At 48.1% G+C, this 20,296-nt stretch carries 14 protein-coding genes; 5 read left to right on the top strand and 9 right to left on the bottom strand.

Features of this window, described 5'->3' with window-relative positions; genetic code table 11:
- Nucleotide 1: 1 nt before the first annotated feature.
- Nucleotides 2-643, bottom strand: a complete 642-nt coding sequence (locus NE619_RS12570; RefSeq protein WP_256132776.1) for a GNAT family N-acetyltransferase — start codon at nt 641-643, stop codon at nt 2-4.
- Nucleotides 644-759: 116 nt separating this feature from the next.
- Here NE619_RS12570 and NE619_RS12575 point away from each other — a divergent pair, with 116 nt between their 5' ends.
- Nucleotides 760-1,665, top strand: coding sequence for a MerR family transcriptional regulator (locus tag NE619_RS12575; protein WP_256132777.1), 906 nt, complete (start codon nt 760-762; stop codon nt 1,663-1,665).
- 376 nt (nt 1,666-2,041) lie between these two features.
- Here the strand turns inward: NE619_RS12575 and NE619_RS12580 are convergent, their stop codons facing one another.
- From NE619_RS12580 to NE619_RS12590, 3 genes are all read right to left on the bottom strand, one after another.
- Nucleotides 2,042-3,565 (bottom strand): serine hydrolase, encoded by a 1,524-nt coding sequence (locus NE619_RS12580; protein WP_256132778.1) that lies wholly within the window; start codon nt 3,563-3,565, stop codon nt 2,042-2,044.
- Nucleotides 3,566-4,043: 478 nt separating this feature from the next.
- A complete protein-coding gene (locus tag NE619_RS12585; protein WP_256132779.1) occupies nt 4,044-5,675 on the bottom strand; it encodes an amidohydrolase in 1,632 nt (543 codons plus the stop codon).
- Complete coding sequence (locus tag NE619_RS12590) at nt 5,647-7,320, bottom strand: APC family permease (protein ID WP_256132780.1); 1,674 nt, start codon at nt 7,318-7,320, stop codon at nt 5,647-5,649. The genes NE619_RS12585 and NE619_RS12590 overlap by 29 nt, the downstream gene beginning before the upstream one ends.
- Nucleotides 7,321-7,522: 202 nt before the next feature.
- On the opposite strand from NE619_RS12590, the gene NE619_RS12595 reads away from it, so the two are divergent.
- A complete protein-coding gene (locus tag NE619_RS12595; protein WP_256132781.1) occupies nt 7,523-9,178 on the top strand; it encodes an AraC family transcriptional regulator in 1,656 nt (551 codons plus the stop codon).
- A 6-nt stretch (nt 9,179-9,184) separates the two neighbouring features.
- Here NE619_RS12595 and NE619_RS12600 read toward each other — a convergent pair whose 3' ends face one another.
- Entirely contained in the window at nt 9,185-10,303 is a 1,119-nt protein-coding gene (locus tag NE619_RS12600) for an aldo/keto reductase (RefSeq protein ID WP_256132782.1), read from the bottom strand.
- A 113-nt stretch (nt 10,304-10,416) separates the two neighbouring features.
- On the opposite strand from NE619_RS12600, the gene NE619_RS12605 reads away from it, so the two are divergent.
- A complete protein-coding gene (locus NE619_RS12605; protein ID WP_256132783.1) occupies nt 10,417-10,827 on the top strand; it encodes a MerR family transcriptional regulator in 411 nt (136 codons plus the stop codon).
- A 76-nt stretch (nt 10,828-10,903) separates the two neighbouring features.
- Here NE619_RS12605 and NE619_RS12610 read toward each other — a convergent pair whose 3' ends face one another.
- Together NE619_RS12610 and NE619_RS12615 are read right to left on the bottom strand one after the other, a co-directional pair.
- Nucleotides 10,904-12,799: a heavy metal translocating P-type ATPase gene (locus NE619_RS12610; protein ID WP_256132784.1), complete on the bottom strand. Its 1,896-nt coding sequence runs from the start codon at nt 12,797-12,799 to the stop codon at nt 10,904-10,906.
- A gap of 318 nt (nt 12,800-13,117) precedes the next feature.
- Nucleotides 13,118-15,193, bottom strand: coding sequence for a helix-turn-helix domain-containing protein (locus NE619_RS12615; RefSeq protein ID WP_256132785.1), 2,076 nt, complete (start codon nt 15,191-15,193; stop codon nt 13,118-13,120).
- Between the two features lie 232 nt (nt 15,194-15,425).
- Between NE619_RS12615 and NE619_RS12620 the strand changes: the two genes are divergently transcribed.
- Nucleotides 15,426-16,664 (top strand): metal-dependent hydrolase family protein, encoded by a 1,239-nt coding sequence (locus NE619_RS12620; RefSeq protein WP_256132786.1) that lies wholly within the window; start codon nt 15,426-15,428, stop codon nt 16,662-16,664.
- A gap of 41 nt (nt 16,665-16,705) precedes the next feature.
- On the top strand, nt 16,706-18,103 hold the full coding sequence (locus tag NE619_RS12625; RefSeq protein WP_256132787.1) for an APC family permease: 1,398 nt from the start codon (nt 16,706-16,708) through the stop codon (nt 18,101-18,103).
- Nucleotides 18,104-18,642: 539 nt separating this feature from the next.
- On the opposite strand, the gene NE619_RS12630 is transcribed toward NE619_RS12625, so the two are convergent.
- Entirely contained in the window at nt 18,643-19,560 is a 918-nt protein-coding gene (locus tag NE619_RS12630; RefSeq protein WP_256132788.1) for a SufB/SufD family protein, read from the bottom strand.
- Nucleotides 19,553-20,284 carry an ABC transporter ATP-binding protein gene (locus tag NE619_RS12635; protein ID WP_256132789.1) on the bottom strand — a complete coding sequence of 244 codons (732 nt, stop codon included), beginning with the start codon at nt 20,282-20,284 and terminating at the stop codon, nt 19,553-19,555. The genes NE619_RS12630 and NE619_RS12635 overlap by 8 nt, the downstream gene beginning before the upstream one ends.
- Nucleotides 20,285-20,296: the final 12 nt, after the last annotated feature.

Below are 20,296 nucleotides of genomic sequence, written 5' to 3' on the forward strand. Positions count from 1 at the left end.
TTTACTTACTATACAAATCATTATTCCAAACTGACAGCACCCCATAGTTCAGGCTATAAGGGTCGGCATTATTGCCTGACATATATTCAGGCAACGGCTTGATAAATTCCATTCCACATTTTGAATAAAACCTCAGCTCCTTGTCAATATATTTACCGTTATCGTCTTTCCATTTGATGTAATCTTCGATACGCATATCTGAATGCTGGTGATAATCAGGTACTCTGCACCCCAAAATCAAAGCTTTACAGCCGAATTTCACGCAATTGTCCTGCTGCGCTCTAATCAGTTTTTCACCCAGCCCGCGTCCACGAAATCTGGGCGATATGCCAAGAGCAATCACATATAGCGTATCTCCGTTTGCATCGTGGTTATCGGCACGGCTGTTACCGGACACTTCTTCCCATGTTCTGACGGGGTGATCAATGTCATAATTAAGCCTTACAGTATAGCAATTGCCCGCTATTTCACCATCAACATATACAGACAAAAACCCCTCTGGAAAAGTCTTTAGAATATTGAACAGATCTTCTTTTTCATCGGGTACTGGCGGCAGCACTGACCATGCTTCGGAATCGATGCGGTTAACATCTTCGAATTCGCCTATGTCCGGTGTTTTAATAATAATTTTTTCATTTTTCATATTCATCCTCCTTCAAATCAACTTAAACAGTATGTGTATTTGTTTCAAAACTAAAGTCTCCCCCCGGGGGAGTGTCAACATATTATTTAAATATTTAAACAATTATTGGGAAGACCTTGCTGAAGTGGGATAAATCGTTTGAAATGAGGTTTCCGGTATTATATAATGAAACAATGAAATATTCTATCGGAGAGTTCGCAAATATAGCAAGGGTATCGGTAAAAGCCCTTCGTTATTATGACAAGATTAACCTTTTCAGCCCAAGCAATATAGATGAAATGACTGGGTACAGGTATTATAGGGAAGACCAGATAACTGAGATACTTCTTATCAAGGAACTCAGCGTTTTTGGGTTTTCTCTAAAAGAAATCGGACAAATTATGGACAATCAAAGTCCTCCTACTCTTATCACCGCTCTGAATCACAGAAAATCTGAATTGGATTTGGAGATAAAAAATCTCAACAGGATAAACGCACAGATCAATTCAAAGATTGAAGACATAAAAGCTAAGAACAGCACATACCCGCTTCTTAATAGAATGAATTTTGCAATACGGGAAATAAAAGAAAAATTTGTCTATTCAAAGAGAAGGATCATCGATTTAATGGAAGAACCCGCCTTCTGTATGGAATGTGAGCAGGATCTCAAAGCAATGGGCCTTGAAGCCAGAGAACCATATATCGGAATTTACTATTATGAGAATATGGAAATTGATGATTTTTCCCACCTGGATACAGAAATATGCCTGTCTGTAGAAAGGCGCAAATTTATGCTTGAAGATAATCGTTTCAAAACAATACTTGGAGGGAAATATGTTACAGCCATCCACGTCGGAGATTGCTACGGCCCAGACTATAATGATGAACTGGAAGAGACTTATTCGGAAATGATTCGATGGATAAACACGCAGAATTATAAGATTACCGGAATTCCCGCCGAACTCCACTTGAAAAACTCTTATGATCCTGATGACCCTGAAAATTGTATCACAGAGATCTGTATACCCATTGAGAGTGTATAGAATTATTCATCCATAACAAAGGACTGTCCTATTAAGAAATAAACCTTCTTAATGGGCGGCGGCAGGTAAGAGATAACGCTGCCTAATCCTGCTCATATACTATTCTGACCGGATCGTATCGGCGTTGCCGTAAGGTTGAATATCGTATAACAAAAGTTATCCAGATTCGCTTCTTTTGAGAATAATCTGGATAACTTTGTAATGGTCTGCGGACTCTTTTTTTAAATTAGGCTGTTTAACAGGAAATGGTCGAAAACAGACCTCTCCAGGCCACAACTTTTATCCATAAAGGCGTTTTTTCTGCTTAAAATGGATAAGAAACTTCAAATATGGAAAGCTGCACCCAGACCTGAACTTCTGATCCGCATCCAATCAATCAGTACACGCTGCCTGCCCTGCGAACCAGCGTTTCCAGCAGCTTCTGCATCTTCGGAATCACAGGATTCTCCGCCAGTCCGTAACCCGCGGCCAGCTTCTGCATCCACGGGAACGCCAGCCAGGTGCTCCCCGCTTCATCCTCCCACACGGAAATCCTCAAAGGCAGCTCCAGGGAAATGCTTTGATCCGCCTGCATCAGTCCGGTTCCCACTTCCGGCGATCCGAAAACCAGCACCGTAGTAGGCCGCAGCTCCTGTCCCACCGCTTTTGCGTTCCGCTGATGATCGAACTTGGCAAAGACCGGAATATTCCGCTCTGTCAGTGCTTCTTCCAATCGGGTTACCGTATCCGCGGCCGAAAGCTGTCCTTCCAGCAAATAAAGCTTGTTATCGTCGTAATTGGTGGACAGAAGATCTCCGAACGCTCCGGCGATTCTTCTCCCCAGATTGGTGAAATCCACGCCTTCCTTATTGGCCAGCAGCGTCACGCAGACCAATTCTTCCGCATGGGTGAACCTGCTGAGGAAAGACGAAAATCCGGGAACAGAACCCTTAATGTCCATCAGTCCCCGATGCTTATAGAACTGCCAGCCCGCCACAGCCGGAACCTCTCTGCCGTCCGGCAGCTGCCACGGCTTATAGATCAAATCCCGGGACTCCTGACTGTGGATGAGAACAGAACCGGCCAGGCTGATATCCCAAAACGAAATGTCCTGCGCCGAAGCCCATAGATCGGAAAACCCTCTCAGCGCCGACGATTCGACCCTCGCTACAGGTTGACCTTCCGGCCCATAGCTGGCCGCCGATTCTGTGGGATCAATGTATAAACCGTCCGCTTTAAATTTCTGGTGGACATTGCCGGTCAGAGAAACGTCTTCGTAATTGAACTTATCCAGATTCTCCGCAAACCCGGTTCTGGGCAGTCCCAGATATCGAATCTGCCGTTCCGTAACAAAATCGTGATAGCTCATCCCGCAGGCCCGTTCAATGATCTCTGTCAGCAGCAGGAAATTGGTGGCGCTCTGCTCCACGTCCATGCCTGGCGTAAATCGCAAAGGCATATCCGCTGTCAACTCCATCAGCTCCCCAAAGGTCCATTTGCAGAAAGGGCAGAAGGCGTTGTCCTGCCGGTAATCGGCAAGTCCCGAAGCATGGCGGAGCAGCTGCAGCACTGTGATAGCTTTCCATGATCCCGGCGCCTCCGGAATCCATTTCCCCACAGTATCTTCAAGCTGTAATGTGCCGTCCTCATATAGCTGCATGGTTGCTACGGCGGCAAAGGCTTGAGAAATCGGCCCTGCCGGCCACATGGTATTGGCTGAGGCCAGTCTCCTCTGCTGAGCGTCGGACACTCCATATCCCACTACCCTGGGTATGTACGGCGCCTGTACAATTGCCAGAGTCAGCCCGGGGATCTCTTCTTCCTCCATAAACTCCCATACCATCTGATCCACTGTCTTCTCCAGATACGAAACATCTGCGCTTCCCCTTACTTTCATCGTCTCATGTTCACGTGTATTCATGACTTTACTCCTTACTCTTCCTGCAGCACCCTGCATTGCGTTCCCCTTTTTAAATGATTCTCTTATCCCCGCTTAACCTTTTTCCGGCGTTCCCGTCTGTAACTGTAACTATATATGTTTCAGTTTGCTTTGTCAAGTTATTTTTTCTGAATTTTCTTTTTATTTGTCAGTGCTGCCAAACCGGAGTGCCCGGCGCAGGAAAAGCGTTTACCCATTTGCCTTTAATTTATAGCGAATATGGATAATTTTGCAACGGTTCCCGGGCCTGGTTTTTTACAAATAGGCCATTTGGAAGAGAATGCTTCAAAACAGACCCTTCCAGCCCACAACTTTTATCCATAAAAGGCGTTTTTCGATCGGATATGGGGAAACAACATCGGATTCAAACGCTCAGACCGCTGGCCAAACCGCAGCCAATTAAAGATAAGTGGCGCGGCATTGGATAGAATTCAATGCCGCGCCACCTAGTACAAAGGTTTTACTCTTTTTTATAGGTTATCTTCCCTCCTGCCACGGTCATGCAGATTGGAATCTTATGAATCTGATAGGTTTCCACCTCAAAGGGATCAGCTCCCAGGACCGTGAAATCCGCGTATTTGCCGGGCTCTATGGATCCTAGTTTCGATTCCATGCCCAGTTGATAAGCAGCGGAGGCCGTATATCCCTCCAGCATCTGCTCAATGGTAAGCCGCTGACTTTCAGGCTGCAGGATCAAGCCCTCCCTGTTGCCCGCCAGCTGTCTGGTTACGCCGGTTTCCATGGAAATCATGGGATTTGCCCCCTGCTCGTCGACCGGAAAATCACTGCCCAGGCTCATCCTTCCCCCGGCCTGTAAAATTGATTGGAGCGGGAACAGGCGGTCCGCTCTCTCGCCGATGGTCTTTTTTTCATCCTCCGTCCCATAATGCCATCCGCCGGTGGTATTGGCCGTTATATTCCACTGAGCAAACCTGGGAATGTCTTCCTCCTGCACCAGTTCCGTATGGGCGTTGGTAATCCTGGTCTTATGGAAACCTGCCCGCCTTATTTTCTCCGCCGCCAATACCGTTTCGTGAATGGCCCGGTCACCGATGGCGTGGATATAGACGTCAAATCCTTTCCCTGCCGCATCCAGACATAAGTCCTGTAAATCCTCTCCTTCCAGCATGGGACTGACACATCGGGCCGCGCCCAAATAGGGCTTTGACAAGCTGGCTGTCCGGCTTTCCATCGTACCATCATTGATAATTTTCAAGGTTTTCATTTCCAGCCAGTCGGGCAGGAAATAGGTTTTACGCAGCTGCCGCAATTGCTCCACGGCACCTTCTTTGTCCTCAGGCCGGGCGACAAAACAGCAGCCAAAAATCCTCTGGCGTAGTGAGCGGTCATACGCCATATCGGCGATAATCGGCAAACCCATCTCCTCCATGAAAGGCAGGGAGCCGCAGTCCGCTATGGCTGTAATTCCAATACTGCTAAAATATTCAAATACTTGTTTCAGCTGCCGGCGAACGGTTTCTTCCTCAAACAGATTCAAACGTTCACATAGAATTGACAGACAGCCCATTTCCATGAAATTCCCCGTAGGTTCTCCATTTTCGTCTCTTCTGAAAAAATGAAATCCCGGTACCGGATCCGGAAAGTTCCGATCAATTCCCGCCATTTCCAGCGCTTTGCTGTTGCACCAGCCTTCATGGCCGCTGCTGCCTGTAATCACAATCGGTTTATCCGGGCAAATGGCATCCAGCTCTTCCTTATGCAGCCGTTCCCTTTCAAAGAACCATTCCGCGTAACCATGGCCGAAATATGTTTCTTTTTCCGGGTACTCCCCGATATACTTTTGAACGGCGGCTAAAATTTCCTGCCGCCCCATATTCACATCAAGAAGGATGCCGGAAAGAAAATATGCCGCCATAACCGGATGGGCATGGGCGTCAATAAATCCGGGGAACATGACCCCGCCCTTCAGGTCAATCAGCTCCGTCTCTTCCTGTATGTACGGCTCCGCGTCCTGGCGGCTTCCGGCAAAGAGAATCTTCCCTCCAGCCACCGCCACCGTTTCCGCCCGGGAGTCCGCCTTTGCCGAACAATAAATGGTTCCGTTATAATACAAGCTTTCCGCTGTCTTCATTGAGGTCCACCTCCTTTTGTACCGGGTCGTATTTTCTCCCCAACAGGGACAATGCAATACCCGCTGCGGCCATAACGATTCCATAGATCAAGAGGATTTTCAGCATGCCATCGAAATTGCTGAACAAACCGCTTCCATATTCCTCTAAATAATATTCCTGTCCCCAATCGCCCTCATACCAGTTAAAAAACGGCACGCTGATCATCGAATATACGCCGATTATCAGGGCAAAGGCGCCGAACCGGCTCAAATCTCCCCGGGCCAGTTTTGTTTTCCCATTGATCGGGTAAAGATTCGGATCTGTTTTATGAAGTCCTCCGTAAAAGCGCTTGAAAATAATATAGAATAAAACCGCAATGGGGATTAAGAGCATCCCGCCTAAAAAGTAGTCCGTACCGTTTAAAAGCAGTACAATGACGCATACCAGAATCGGGAGCAGCCCGCAGTAATACAGCCCCGCTTTGCCGCCCGGTATCACAAACAAACCCTTTCGCTCTTCAACCGGATAGAGTTTTCTCATTTTGATTAAGGCTATACAAACAAGTACATATGTAGCCAGGCCGAATATGACTTCCAGAAGCACCAGCGCGGTAAATTCAAATTCCATGAGCGCCAGAGTGACAGCCGTATAAAGCAGCACGCTTACATAAGGAACGCCTTTTTTCCTGGAAACCTTACGCAGAAATTTTGGGCATAGGTTGTCATCTGCCAGAACAAAGAAGCCTCTGGAGCCGGTAGCCAATTGGCTGTTGAAAATAGCCAGCTGTGAGGCAATGGCAACCACGCAGAAAACGATTCCCATGGCCGGCCCCATATACTGCGTCAGCACGCTGGAAAATCCAACGCCGCCGCTACTGCCGTCCACAGTCCAGCTTTCCCAGTTTCCAACCGAAGCAAGTCCGCCAATGGTGGGGAGTACGTAGGTCGCTGTGATCAAAGGTAGAGAAAGCAGCACTGCTTTGGGAATCAACTGCGGATTATCCACTTCCCCCGCAATGTTGGGAATACTGATGTAGCCGCAGTACATCCAGATGCAGAGAGACGCGCATCCGCCGATGCTTTCGATCATTCCTCCGCCCTTGGGCACAAAAGGTTCCATAGGGTTTTGATTCCAGTTCAGAAAGCCTACGATCGCTACCAGAGCAAAGGCCGCGATTACGATTATTGTCAGGAATGTACTGACCTTCCCGACTTCCTGAATTCCCATGAGATTAATGGCGGTGAAAATCGCGATCAAAATTACTTTGATGCAGAAAGCCTGAAAAACCGTCAGCTCTACGAAATAGGACAAATAGCCCACGGAGAGCACGATGTAGACCGCATTGGCCACATAAAAGGAGATGGCCAGAAGAAACGTTCCTATAAACCCCCAGAATTCGCCCAGCGTTCGTTTGACCCAGACATAAGAGCCGCCTTCGTCGGGCATAATAGCTCCCAGCTCCGCTACGCCCATACAAAAGGGCACCGCCCAGATCAGCGGAAACACCAGCAGCATGATGATGGTCATTCCCGGGCCGCTGGCCGTAATCATTTCTTCAACGCCGAAAGCGCCCGCGGCGCATGCACAATACATGATGGCTATCAGGCTGATCAATCCGACTTTCTGTTTTTTTAAGGCATTGACGCCGTCTTTTTGTCCACTCATTTTTGCATACCTTCCTTTCCAAATGATGTATTTGGTTCAGTATAGTCTTTCGCCCGGGCCGCGGCTATGCTTTTGTTGCTAATATTTTTTAGAATTTTCTAAATTATTTCATTATTTTTTATTATTAAATCCGATGATATAATGGAAGAAAGCAAAAAAGAAAGTATTGCCCGCTTACCCCCTGCTTACGGAGGCGTATTTTATGTTAGAAAAGATTACTTATGAAGACAATCTGCCGGTTAAAGTGCAGATTCTTGAGCTGGGAAGCTATCCCTGGCATTTTCACAGCGATATCCAAATTTGCTATGTTCTTTCCGGCGAGGTGGAACTGAAACTGACTTACGGCTATTATCATATAAAGGAAAACGGCATTCAGTTCATCCATTCCGAGGACATTCACGGATTTGAAAGTCTGACCGAAACCAGTAAAATCATATTGCTGAGCTTCGATATCGAATACTTTTCCACACTGTTCCCCAATCTGGGCAACCAGGTATTTTCCATTCACTCCACGGATCCCGATATTATCTATACCAGTCAGGCTCTGCTCAGGCGACAGATTTTTTCTCTGGTATTAAAAAGCCGGGAAACCTACGATCACCATCGGCAGGTAATGATTGAAAGCGCCACCGGAATTTTAAAAACGCTCCATAATGATTTTCGAAACTTTATGATTAATGATAATAAGTCCTGGGAGCATCGCGGCACCCACGACGTTTTTCAGATCGATCGAATCAGCCGCATCGTCGCTTACATTTACGCCAACTACAACTGCAAAATCAGCCTTTCCGCTATCGCAGCCGCCGAAAATATGAACACCTTCTATCTGTCCCACCTGTTCCAGCGTTTTGTCGGCGCCAGCTTTCGCGATTTTCTCAATATGACCCGGGCTGAGATTTCCGAATATGATATTCTTGCCACAGATAAAGCTATTTCCAAGATAGCCATGGATGTGGGTTTTTCCAATTATAACTATTATGTCGATTCTTTTAAAAAATGGTTTGGCATGCACCCCAAAGAATACCGGCAGAAATTTCGGGAGCGAACGGTTATGTTCGCAAAGCCTCAGGCGCGGATTTTACCCTTGGACGCAGTTCTGGATTTGATTGAAAAGGATTTTTCCAGAATTACGGTTTTGGAAAATTCCAATCCCCAAAGAAGGCATATTACGCTGGACCTGGCCCAGCCCCAGAGCCTCCGGTCTGTCCCCGATGATGAGCGGGATTCCCGGTTCTTCAGTCAGGTTTCCGGCCATCTGTTTGAACATGTTCTGGCCGCTAAAAAAAGCGGACAAAAAAATGAAAATCCGGCGCAGCTGTATCATCGCGCTTTTCCTCAGGACTATTGTATTTCCCTGTTAAAAAGGGCCTCCCAAAGCAGAGATCTTTCTCTTCCCCATCTGCAGGCCATTGATACTTCAAAAAACAAAAACGGCATCTTCGCCGTCAATGGCATGAAGAAACCGCTTTACTATCTCTGTATGTTCTGGCTCGACCTATATGGACAGATCTCTGATGCAGGGCCTGGATATATTGTTACGAGGAATCATGAGAATTACAGCATCCTGGCTTTCAATGACGATCCGTTGGTTTCCGTGGACATGACCTTCAATTTTGCTAACATTGCCCAAAGTCACAAGCTTACGCAAAAGCTGCTGGCTGCCTCCTCCTCTTGTATCGACTACTGGTGCCAGCTGAACTTTCAGAACCCGATTAACCCTCATGATTACGAATGTATTGAGCAGATGACCGTGCCGAAGGTTTCTTTTCAGATCGTGCCCAGTACAAAAAACCACCAGCATTCACTGCTCCTCGCTCCTCTGGATATCGCCCATCTGAGTTTTACATGTACCGGCTAAAGCCTGTCAGCAAAAGGCTTCACTGACCCTTTCCAGCTCGCTGATAATGGAAATATGCTGCGGGCAGGCTTCCTGGCATTTGCCGCACTTGATACATTCCGCAGCCCGCTTTTTCCCGTGCCCGTTAACCAGCCACTCTTCCTGAGAGGCCGCGCCTTGCTTGTTGTTATAAAGGGTCAGATAATTCATCGCTGTAAAGGACCCGGAAATTCCGATATTCATCGGGCAGACCTTGGCGCAGTAGTCACAGGTGGTGCACGGAATCAGCGGGATACGACTCAAAGCTTCCTGCGCCTTGTCTATGGTTGCTCTTTCATCATCTGACAAACCTTTAAAATTCTTCATAAAGGAAAGGTTATCGTCCATCTGCTGCAAATTACTCATGCCCGACAAAACGGTGATGACTCCCTCCAGATCCGCCGCGTAACGGATAGCCCAGGAAGCACACGACGCATCTTCGTCCGCTTCCCTGAAAATCTCTTTTACTGGTTCCGGCGGCGTAGCCAGCATGCCGCCCTTGACCGGCTCCATAATGATGATCGGTTTTCCGTGCTTTCTTGCTACCTCATAACATTCCCGGGACTGGACGGCAGGGTTATTCCAGTCGGCATAATTGATCTGCAGCTGTACGAATTCCATCTCCGGGTGCGCTGTGAGAATTTCCTCCAGCTCCTTTGCCGTGGAATGGAAAGAAAAGCCCACATGTTTGATCGTGCCTTCCTTTTTCTTTTCCTGAACCCAGCCCCACATGTCAAAGTCGTCGAAAAACCTGGTCCGGCTCTCTCCCAGATTGTGCAGCAAATAAAAATCAAAGTATCCGGCGCCTGTCTGTTTCAGCGACGTATCGAACTGAGCGATGGCTTCTTCCCGGCTCTTGCAGTTGATCCAGGCCGCGTTTTTCGTTGCCAGCTGAAAGCTTTCTCTGGGATACCGCTCCACCAGGGCCTGCCGGATGGCGTCTTCGCTGCCTTCATAGGCCCAAGCCGTATCAAAATAAGTAAACCCGGCGCCTAAAAACCGATCCACCATTTCCTTGACCTGCTCCACATCGATCGCCTTGTCTTTCTGCGGCAGCCGCATCAGGCCAAAGCCCAGTTTTCCGATTTTTTCTCCTAAATATGTCATATCTGTTCCTCCTTGCAGAAAGTAAATTCTTGACACCAAAGCTCATTGGTATTATCATTACTTTACCACCTTCGAGCTGCTCGAAGTCAAGGGTTTTTAGGAGGTTTTTTCAAATGTATACAGTAAAAGAAGTTTCCAAAATGCTGGATCTCTCGGAGCATACGGTCCGCTTTTATACGGACAAGGGGCTGGTTCCCTCGCTGAAACGGGATAAGAATAACAACCGGCTTTTTGACGATGAATCCATCAACTGGCTGACCGGGGTAAAATATCTCCGCGACTGCGGAATGCCTTTGGAGTCAGTAAAAAAATATGTGGACCTGTGTCTGGAAGGGGATTCAACCATAGAAATGCGCTACCAGATCATTCTTGAGCAGAAAGCCAAGGCCCAGGCCCAGCTGGAAGAAGCGCAGAAACGCCTGGCCTACATGGAAAAAAAGGCTGAAATGTACCGGGAAACTCTGGAACAGCACGTCCCCGACCGGCTGAATCCCGCCAAGTGGCCGCGGCAGTCAGCGGGCTGATTCGCCCCTGCCGGGTGCGCTGCCGAAAGCAGGAGCCTCTGCATCTCTGCTTTGGCTCCTGCTTGTTTTGTCTGTTTTACGCTGCCGCCAATTCTTTGAAAGCTGCGCTGTTTTCTACTTTCTCTGATTTTTTTACTCTCAGTGCGCGGATGGCATTGAGAATAGCTATGACTGCCACTCCCACGTCAGCGAATACCGCCGCCCACATGGAGGCAATTCCCAATGCTCCTAGGATAAGGACCAAACCTTTTATTCCCAGAGCAAAAATGATATTCTGATATACGATTCTCAAGGTCTTTCTGGAAATCTGCATCGCCGCGGCGATCTTTGACGGTTCATCGGTCATGATAACCACATCGGCCGCTTCAATGGCTGCGTCGGAACCCATGCCGCCCATGGCGATACCGATATCCGCCCTGGCCAGTACCGGAGCATCGTTGATGCCGTCGCCCACAAAAGCCAGCTTCTTTTTCTCGGATACCTGCGATAAAAGCTCTTCCATATGGGACACCTTATCAGCCGGCAGCAGTTCGGCATATGCCTTATCCAGCCCCAGCTTCCCGGCCACCTTTTCGGCGGCAGCTCTGGTATCGCCGGTCAGCATGACGGTTCTGCGGACGCCGGATGCCTTTAATTCCTCAATGACTCTGGCCGCGTCTTCCTTGACCTCATCCTCAATGAGAATTGCTCCTCTGTACGCTCCGTCCTGCGCCACGTAAACTACCGTTCCGCTTTCCTTTATCGCTTCAAAAGGAATATGGTTTTCTTCCATCAGCTTGGCGTTTCCCGCCAGCACCTGTTTTCCATCCAGCCTGACAGAAATTCCATGCCCTGCCAGCTCCTGCACCTGGGTCACCCGTGAGCCGTCGATGGCTTTTCCATAAGCTTTTATAATAGATTTGGAAATCGGATGGCTGGAATCCTTTTCCCCATAGGCTGCCAATTCCAAAAGCGCGTCCCGGCTGATTCCCTGCGGAAAACACCCGCTGACAGCAAAGGCTCCCTTTGTGAGAGTCCCCGTCTTGTCGAAAACAACCGTTTCTGTTTTGGCCAGTGCTTCCAGATAGTTGCTGCCCTTAATCAGTACGCCGCACTTGGAGGCCCCGCCGATGCCGCCGAAAAAGCTCAGTGGTACGGAAATCACCAGCGCGCACGGGCAGGAGATTACCAGGAAGGTCAGCGCCCGGTGTATCCACGGCGCAAATGGCTGTCCTGTGATCACCGGTGGCAGGATCGCCAGGAGCACGGCAGCAATAACGACTGCCGGTGTGTAATATCTGGCAAAGCGTGTAATGAAGGCTTCGGATTTGGATTTCTTGCTGCTGGCATTCTCCACCAGGTCCAGAATTTTAGCGACAGTGGATTCTCCGTATGGCTTGGATACTCGTATACGAAGCGTTCCTGTCTGATTGACGCATCCGCTGATAACCTCCTGGCCCGCCTCAGCCTCTCGCAGCAGCGATTCGCCGGTCAAAGCGGAAGTATCCAGCGTTGAGCTGCCTTCCAGAATGGTTCCGTCCAAAGGAACACGTTCTCCCGGCTTAACAATAATCTCTTCTCCAATGGCCACCCCTTCCGGGTCCGTCTGCGTCACCTTTCCCGCCCGCAGGACATTGGCATAGTCCGGGCGGATATCCATCAGGCCGGCGATGGACCGGCGCGATTTACTGACAGCGTAGGACTGAAAGAGTTCTCCCACCTGGTAGAACAGCATTACAGCCACGCCTTCGGCGTATTCTCCCAAAAGCATGGCTCCCGCAGTGGCGACGGTCATCAGAAAGTTTTCGTCAAAGACCTGACCGTGCAGGATGTTGGTGATCGCTTTCCAGATAATATCCCAGCCGATCACTCCATAGCAGATCAGAAACCCGGCCAGCCGTCCCGCCGGGTCCAGCGGGAGCAGCTCTGTAAGCGCAAAGAGCACTGCCGCCGCTATAATTCGATAAAGCTGTATTCGCTGTTTCCTCGTCATTTTTTCTTCCTCCTCAGATTTTATACTTGCGTTAAGTTTTTAATTAAACGATTGCTTATTTGTTTAATCGTAGTATACTCGCTTTTTTCTGGTATGTCAACTGCTTCTATGGGTTAATTTACACGATTTGTGTACGAGACGAGCTATTTTAGCGTTCATGCCCACACAAAATCTTCAAAAATTTGTAATGCGTTCCGTAAACTTACAGCCAATTTGTTCCGGCAGACCCGTGCGGCTGCAGAGTCCAGCAAGTTGGTAAACAAAACGGCATTTTCAAACGCACATTTGTGCTCCACGGCCCTGCAGTGCGAATCAAGCTCACAGTTTTTCCAACACCACGCACGAAACACCGAAAGATTCCTCAACTGTAGAAATTTTCAGCTTACCGTCTATGCTGAGTTTCTCAAAATCCACCTCAGGATGGGAAGTTTCCGCAATAATCTGTTCCTCTTCACTGGTTAAATACGCAGGATAGCCCAGCTTGGCCCATTTTGAAAATAAGCAGGAGCTGGGGTTTATTGAAAAGCGAATTACTTTGTAGTCGCCGCGGATATTATCCAATTGGAAATGGTGTTCTCTCACCTGATTTTTCTTTTGTATCAGCTCATACAGCTTCTCCTTCGTGTTGATGGCCTTTAAAAATCCCGGCGAAAAGCCACAGAGATTATAGGTCAAAATAACGATATCGCCGTTATCGTTTGTAACAATGTGATCAGCGCCTTCACTGATGATATCGCCCCGCAGCTTTGATGCCAGCCGATATGCGTTCCACCAGGGTTTCTTGATGCCGTTCCATGTTAAAAGCCCGTTTCCTCCTGCCATGATATTCCCGTTTTTATTTACGGAATCAATCAATGAAAATGCCAGTTCCCCCGGCCAGCCGCGGAAGTGGAAGAGCTCGTCCATTGCGAAGGGCGTCAGAACAAAGGAATCGTATAAAAACGGGGCGCACTTAAATTTCGATTTATCCTGGGACCATATGGTTATTTGAAAGGATGTGCCGAATTCATCGAAAAGCCTTTTGGATAATTGCTTTTCGAACAACTCCGTCTGCTGCTTATCGGCGCTGAATTCCAGATAAAAGGAAATGTATTTCAGGGTATTTTTGAAACGCCTTGAATAAAAGGTCAGAAAGTCAATCAGCGCGCTGACATAGCGGGGAGAATCCCTGCGTAGAACAATGCCGATGTCAAATCCCGAATTGATTAAGTAGTCGATGTTTTTGATAACCGTCAGCCCGCTGTTTTCCATGGCGTTGGTCAATATGGTATCACCATCGATGGTAATGATCCGCATTCGAAACTCTTTTTGCATGTTAACAAAGGCTTGCTGCGTGCTTTCATTTATTTCGGAATTTATGTTGCGGATTTCTCCTTTTTCCGATAGCGGGCTGATGTACTTTGAAATCGCCTTGTCTATATTTATGGAATCCACGGAAAAAATATGGCTGGAGAGGGAAGCCAACTGAATATGGTGCTTATGGGCAAACGCTTTTATGGTATTGACTGCCTGCTCCTGACTGTAGACAACAGGCTCCGCTTTATTGCCGCTGTTTTCCAAAACCAGCTCTCTGAATTCCTGAGGGGCAGCTCCGTATAGATTCAAAAAGCTATTTTTATAATAGGCCGGAAGAGAAAACCCGACTTCATAAGACACTTCGTTTATTTTCCAATCGCTTTGTATCAGGTACCGTTCCGATTTTATGCAGCGCACATAGGCTACCAGCTCTTTAAATGTTTTCCCCGAAATCTTTTTCATTAAGTGGGACAGGTAATTATCGCTCAGCAAATTCCTGGCAGCCAAATCCGCCAGGGACAGTTTTTGGTCGTAATGCTCATTCAGGTAAAGCAGCACCTGCTGCATTAAATAAACATATTCCGATTGTATTTCCTTCTTTTTATAGTTGGAAACAATGACCGAACAGAAGCTCTGCTGAGTGTCCAGCAGATTTTTTAAAATTTCCTGAACCGTATCATCAATAAAGGAATAATTTTCACTCTTGCCTTCTATCACAGAAACCGCCGTATTCAAGACCTGAGCAAGCAATTCATGGTCCGGGTCTTCCGGATGTTCTTTAAATATCGTGCAGGCTATGTGCGGAAAAACCTGCTTGTAATAGTTGCTGTCCGCATCTATGGAAAGCAGGATTGTTTCCTTTTCCAGCGCTTGTATGCGGAAAAGCACATTGCAATCTAAGAGAATCATTTCATTTTCTTTATAATTTGTGACCTTCCCCTTTCGACATAAAGCCACTGAACCGGAAAGAACACAAATAATTTTCAAATGCTCCTGATAAAAGAAACAGCTCTCTGAATGACCGTCATCAAAGGGCAGTTCCCATACTTTCGCAGAGATTGGCAGCGCAAAATCAAAATATACGCGATCCTTATACATGTCTCACCTCTAAAATCGCATTGTAACGGTTATTTATACAATTATAACATCTAACTTCTCTTTTTTATAATTAAAATGATTCAAATTATTTTTTAATAAATATAAAATCATGTTTATTTCATTCTACAGCCAATAGTTGATTAAAAACATTGTCATTCACTCCTATAATAAAGAAAATTCATGAATTTTAAAAGTTTTATCAAAAAGTAGATTTCAGATAAGGAGAACAACTATGACGGAAATGAAACAGTATCTCATTACAAATTGTACACTTATTGATGGTTGCAGCAATGAGGCCAGAACCAATCAAAATATTTTAATTGAGGATAAAAAAATCGCTAAGATCAGCTCTCAGCCTATTTCAGGCGTTGACGCGGAAGTAATCGACGGGCAGGGAAAGTTCGTCCTTCCCGGCCTGATTGATTGCCACGTGCATTATGGGGGCACGGAAAGCCCTTACTGCAGGGATTGGGTTATGGAATCGGACATCCAGCAGGCCATGGTATCGACGGCTCAATGTATGAAGAGCTTAAAGCACGGTTTTACAACGGTCAGGGATATCTCCGCCAACGGTATCTACCTACGCAACATGATTAAGAAAGGGCTGCTCAATGGACCGAGAATCGTCGCCTGCGGCAGAGGCCTTTCACGTACGGGAGGACACGGCGACAGTTATGAAGTCCCCATCGAGATCGTTAAGCGCTCCCATCCATGGGCCGTAATCGCAGATGGGCAGGAAGAAGTACGAAAAGCGGTGAGGATGCTGCTCCGTGAAGGTTCGGACTGCATTAAAGTCTGGGCCACGGGCGGCGGTCTTTGGGCCTGGGAACGTGAAACCGATCAGCACTACACCTACGAGGAACTCTGCGTAATGGTGGAAGAAGCCAATTATTACGGACTCCCTGTCGCTTCACACTGCGAGTCGGCGGAGGGCGCTTTGGCCTCTGCAAAGGCAGGCGTAACCAGTATTGAACACGGCGAAGAATTGTCACAGGAATGTTTGGAAATAATGAAAGAGAAGGATATCACCCTGGTTCCAACGATTGGCTTATTTTTCGAATGGTTCAGTGAGTACGACCCTCCTATCAGAGAAGGGCAGCAGAGTTTCCAAGGCAACACGCTGGGAGAAAAAGAACTGAATCGAATAAGAACCAATTTCAAGGCAGTATATGACATGGGAATCCGAATCGCTGTGGGAGCAGACTCCTTCTGCGACACCCTTACGCCGTACGGAGCATATACGCACAAGGAAATCCACGCGCTGGTCAATGCGGGCATGACGCCGATGGAAGCGATCATCGCCGCGACAAAGAACGGCTCCATATTGCTCGGTGTCAATGACATCACGGGAACTTTGGAAGAAGGAAAATTTGCGGATTTAATTATGCTGGAAAAGGATCCGTTAGCTGACATCCGAAACATCAGCAGGGAAAATATTCAGCTCATCATGAAGGAAGGAACTTGCATCTAACAAATAGTGGTTTAAGCAATCAGCAGAAGGGAGGTATATCTGTGAGTAATAATCCTGACGTAGTACAGGGCGGTAAAGAGCTCAATCGAATTCTGACCTTTAAGAATCTCATTATCTTCGGCATCGCATATATGTCATTTACAACCGCTACCACTTATACGGGAATTATAGGTGAAATGACCCATGGCGCAGTCGCACTGACGTATATCGTCGCCACCATCGCTATGTGCTTTACGGCATTCAGCTACGCAAAAATGGTTCGCATCTATCCGGTTGCCGGCTCTGCGTACACCTACACATCGAATACTATAAATCCGCATGTGGGCTTTATGACCGGATGGGTCATGATGCTGGATTACGCGCTTTTGTCCGTATTGAGCTACATACTGCTTGGTGAATACTGCAGCATTCTGCTTCCATCCGTACATCCGAAAGTATTCTTAATTGTATTCTGCCTGGTCTTTACTGTGGTTCAGTACGTGGGAATCAATTTTGTGTCAAAGGCCAACAACATTTTTGTTTTCCTTTCGGGAATCTTTATTGTTGCCTTTATGTTCGTCATGGTTCGGCTGATCGTAGGCGAAGGCGGTTTTCTGAGCTTGTTTGATCTGCAGGGAATCGTCAACACCAGTGAATTGCCCAATGTTGGATGGGGTACGATCTTTGCGGGATCCTCCATCGTGGTGCTGTCATTCCTGGGCTGTGACGCTGTTACAACCCTGGCGGAGGAAACAATAAAGCCTGAAAAAACGGTGGGCCGGGCAATCATTGCCATAACCATAGGCATGGGCGCATACTTCGTAGTCATCAACTATCTTATGCAGTTGAGCTGGCCCACAGGCTGGCGGGAATTTGCGGACCCGGATACTGCCGTAGTGGAGCTTATGGAACGCGTTGCCGGCAGCGCAATGGCCTATATTTATACCGGAATATTTGTAATAACATGTATCGCCTGTTCCCTGGCGGCGCAGACCTCCGCATCAAGGCTGCTGTATGGAATGGGGAAAGACGGTGTTTTCCCCAGGAAGTTTTTCGGTTATGTTCATCCAAAGTTCAAGACGCCTTCCAAGAACATCCTGCTCGTGACCGGACTGGTAATCGCAATCGGCAGCTTCATCGACCTGCTGTCCATCGCTTCTATCATCAACTTCGGCGCCCTGGCCGGATTTGTGATGGTGAACCTGAGCGTAATCGTTCATTATTTCATCAAGGAGAAACGGCGGCGCAGCCTTTGGGATATTATAAAGTATTTGATTTCACCTTTGATCGGAGCGGCCGTTTGCTTTATCATCTGGATCAATCTCGACCGGGCGGCTCTGATATTAGGCGGCGCATGGGCCCTGTTTGGCTTCCTCTATCTGGCTATCACAACAAAAGGGTTCAAGCTTGCGCCCAAGCGCCTGTCTTTTGACGAGGACGACCCTTCGGAACATCAATAAAGGGTATTTTCAATTTTTATCAACACGCAGCAAAAAATCAAGTTTTTGTTGACCTTTTTCCAAGGATACAGAAGCATGGGAGCATAAGATTTCGATCAATATGCCTTTTTACGCAGCTACAGAGACCGCAAACCTTGGAAATACCTCAACAAGAAAGCTAAAATGAATCCGTTGTTGAACAAGTATGCACATCGCTTAAAAAGCTTCGACTTCCCCTTTATTTGATCTGCGACCAAAGTGCTTTTTCGGTGACAATGGTCGCGGGATTTATCAGTAAAATCAGGATTTGGTCGCAAGCCCGCAACGATTCCGCGGCCTTCAAAACGGTTTGCAGCACAAATTTTCACTGTTTACGATTTTGAGTACCCGCAAACTCACAGCTTTGCGTAACTTTCCGAAAAAATAATCAAAAGTTACCGCAGCCATTTGGGCCGAAGCCGGGAGAGCCGGGGGCGGCCGGAAAAAACACAAGAAGAGCATTTGCAGCAAACGTGTTTGCTGCAAATGCTCTTCTTTATTGTGTAAGACTCTCCATCTATTTATTTCAGGAATCCCGATATGATCTTTTCTTCCGCCTCTTCTTCCGTAAGGCCCAGAGTCCTGAGCTTGAGGATCTGTTCGCCGGCGATCTTGCCGATGGCCGCCTCGTGGATCAGCTCTGCGTCCACATGGGAGGCTTCCAGTGCAGGAGCGGCGGACACGGTTCCGTTGTCAGCCAGAATCGCATCGCACTCCGAATGGCCGGTGCAGCGATTTTCTCCTTTGATGACAGAGCGGAACATCTGGTGGGAATTGCCGCGGGCAACGGATCTGGAAATCAGGTCGGCCCCTGAATCCTCTCCGGCAAGGGTAACTTCAAAATCCGTTTCAGCCTTCTCGTAGCCGTCGGTCATGATTCTTTCCCTGACCACCAGCGTAGCGCGCGCCGCCAGGGTGCCTGTAGTTTTGCGGATGGTGCTGTCAACGCCTTTAATCTGCACAGTATCCATCTCCAGAGTGGCGTCTTCAGCCAATTCCACTTCCGTAACCGGATCGATGCGCCGGGCTCCCGTACCGCTGCCGGTGCCGATATGCTTCTCCGTGTACAGGACATGGGCTCCCTTGTCCAGAACAAAACGGTGGATTCCGTTGTGGCGGGCTTCATCGTCGCTGTCCGTATGAACGCCGCAGCCTGCGACAATGGTTACATCCGCACCTTCACCCACAAAGAAATCATTGTATACCAGGTCGTCAACGTTTCCTCTGGTCACACAGGCCGGTATGGAAATCTTCTCGCCTTTTGTTCCCGGTTTGATATGAATTTCCAGCCCAGGCTTGTCCTTCTTAGGCTCAATACGCACATTTTCCGTAGACTGGCGGCCTGCGCACATGCCGTCTTCGCGGATATTGAAAGCGCCTTTAAAATCTCCGTCGTACTCGGAGACAATGCGCAGCAATGTTTCTGTAATCTTATTCATGGCAGATCTCCTCCTTTCCCTGCGGACAGCGGATAGTCCGTTCTTCTGACAGCAGCGTCGGCAGGATCACCTCTCTGTCTCCGGCGCCTTTTACATGCCCGTCTCCAATGACGACGATCTCATCGGCAATGGACAGGATTCGTTCCTGATGGGAAATCACCAGCAGTGTTCCGTCCTGTTCTTCCCGCAGCTCCTGGAAGGTTTCCACCAAACGGGTAAAGCTCCAAAGGTCAATGCCCGCCTCCGGTTCATCGAAGATCGACAGCTTGGCATTTCGGGCCAGCACCGTGGCGATCTCAATTCGCTTGCTTTCACCGCCTGAAAGAGACGCGCTCATTTCCCGGTCTATGTATTCCTCCGCGCAAAGGCCGACTTTCCCCAGCAGCGTACAGATGGCGATGTCGTCCAGCCCTCCGCCCGCGGCCAGATCCAGCAGGTCTCTTACTGTCAGACCCTTAAAGCGCACCGGCTGCTGAAAAGCATAGGCGATTCCTTTTTTCGCCCGATCCGTCACATTAGCCTCTGTGATGTCCTCGCCGTCCAGCAGAATCCGCCCCGAAGACGGAGTCACAAGTCCTGCGATCAGCTTGGCCAGCGTCGTCTTTCCTCCGCCGTTGGGTCCTGTGACAACGATCAGCTTTCCCTTCCCTATACTCAGGTCAATGTCCCGGATGATCTCTTCGCCGTCCGGCGATTCCCAGGCAATATGTTCTAATCTCAGCATGTTTTTTCCTCC

Source organism: Anaerovorax odorimutans, from assembly GCF_024459955.1.
GTDB classification, from domain to species: Bacteria; Bacillota; Clostridia; order Peptostreptococcales; family Anaerovoracaceae; genus Hominibacterium; species Hominibacterium odorimutans_A.

What these genes read in the sequence shown, in the direction of transcription:
- NE619_RS12570 (WP_256132776.1), bottom strand. Translation starts at nt 643, where the DNA reads ATGAAAAATGAAAAAATTATTATTAAAACACCGGACATAGGCGAATTC.
- NE619_RS12580 (WP_256132778.1), bottom strand. Translation starts at nt 3,565, where the DNA reads ATGAATACACGTGAACATGAGACGATGAAAGTAAGGGGAAGCGCAGAT.
- NE619_RS12585 (WP_256132779.1), bottom strand. Translation starts at nt 5,675, where the DNA reads ATGAAGACAGCGGAAAGCTTGTATTATAACGGAACCATTTATTGTTCG.
- NE619_RS12590 (WP_256132780.1), bottom strand. Translation starts at nt 7,320, where the DNA reads ATGAGTGGACAAAAAGACGGCGTCAATGCCTTAAAAAAACAGAAAGTC.
- NE619_RS12595 (WP_256132781.1), top strand. Translation starts at nt 7,523, where the DNA reads ATGTTAGAAAAGATTACTTATGAAGACAATCTGCCGGTTAAAGTGCAG.
- NE619_RS12600 (WP_256132782.1), bottom strand. Translation starts at nt 10,303, where the DNA reads ATGACATATTTAGGAGAAAAAATCGGAAAACTGGGCTTTGGCCTGATG.
- NE619_RS12605 (WP_256132783.1), top strand. Translation starts at nt 10,417, where the DNA reads ATGTATACAGTAAAAGAAGTTTCCAAAATGCTGGATCTCTCGGAGCAT.
- NE619_RS12610 (WP_256132784.1), bottom strand. Translation starts at nt 12,799, where the DNA reads ATGACGAGGAAACAGCGAATACAGCTTTATCGAATTATAGCGGCGGCA.
- NE619_RS12615 (WP_256132785.1), bottom strand. Translation starts at nt 15,193, where the DNA reads ATGTATAAGGATCGCGTATATTTTGATTTTGCGCTGCCAATCTCTGCG.
- NE619_RS12620 (WP_256132786.1), top strand. Translation starts at nt 15,426, where the DNA reads ATGACGGAAATGAAACAGTATCTCATTACAAATTGTACACTTATTGAT.
- NE619_RS12630 (WP_256132788.1), bottom strand. Translation starts at nt 19,560, where the DNA reads ATGAATAAGATTACAGAAACATTGCTGCGCATTGTCTCCGAGTACGAC.
- NE619_RS12635 (WP_256132789.1), bottom strand. Translation starts at nt 20,284, where the DNA reads ATGCTGAGATTAGAACATATTGCCTGGGAATCGCCGGACGGCGAAGAG.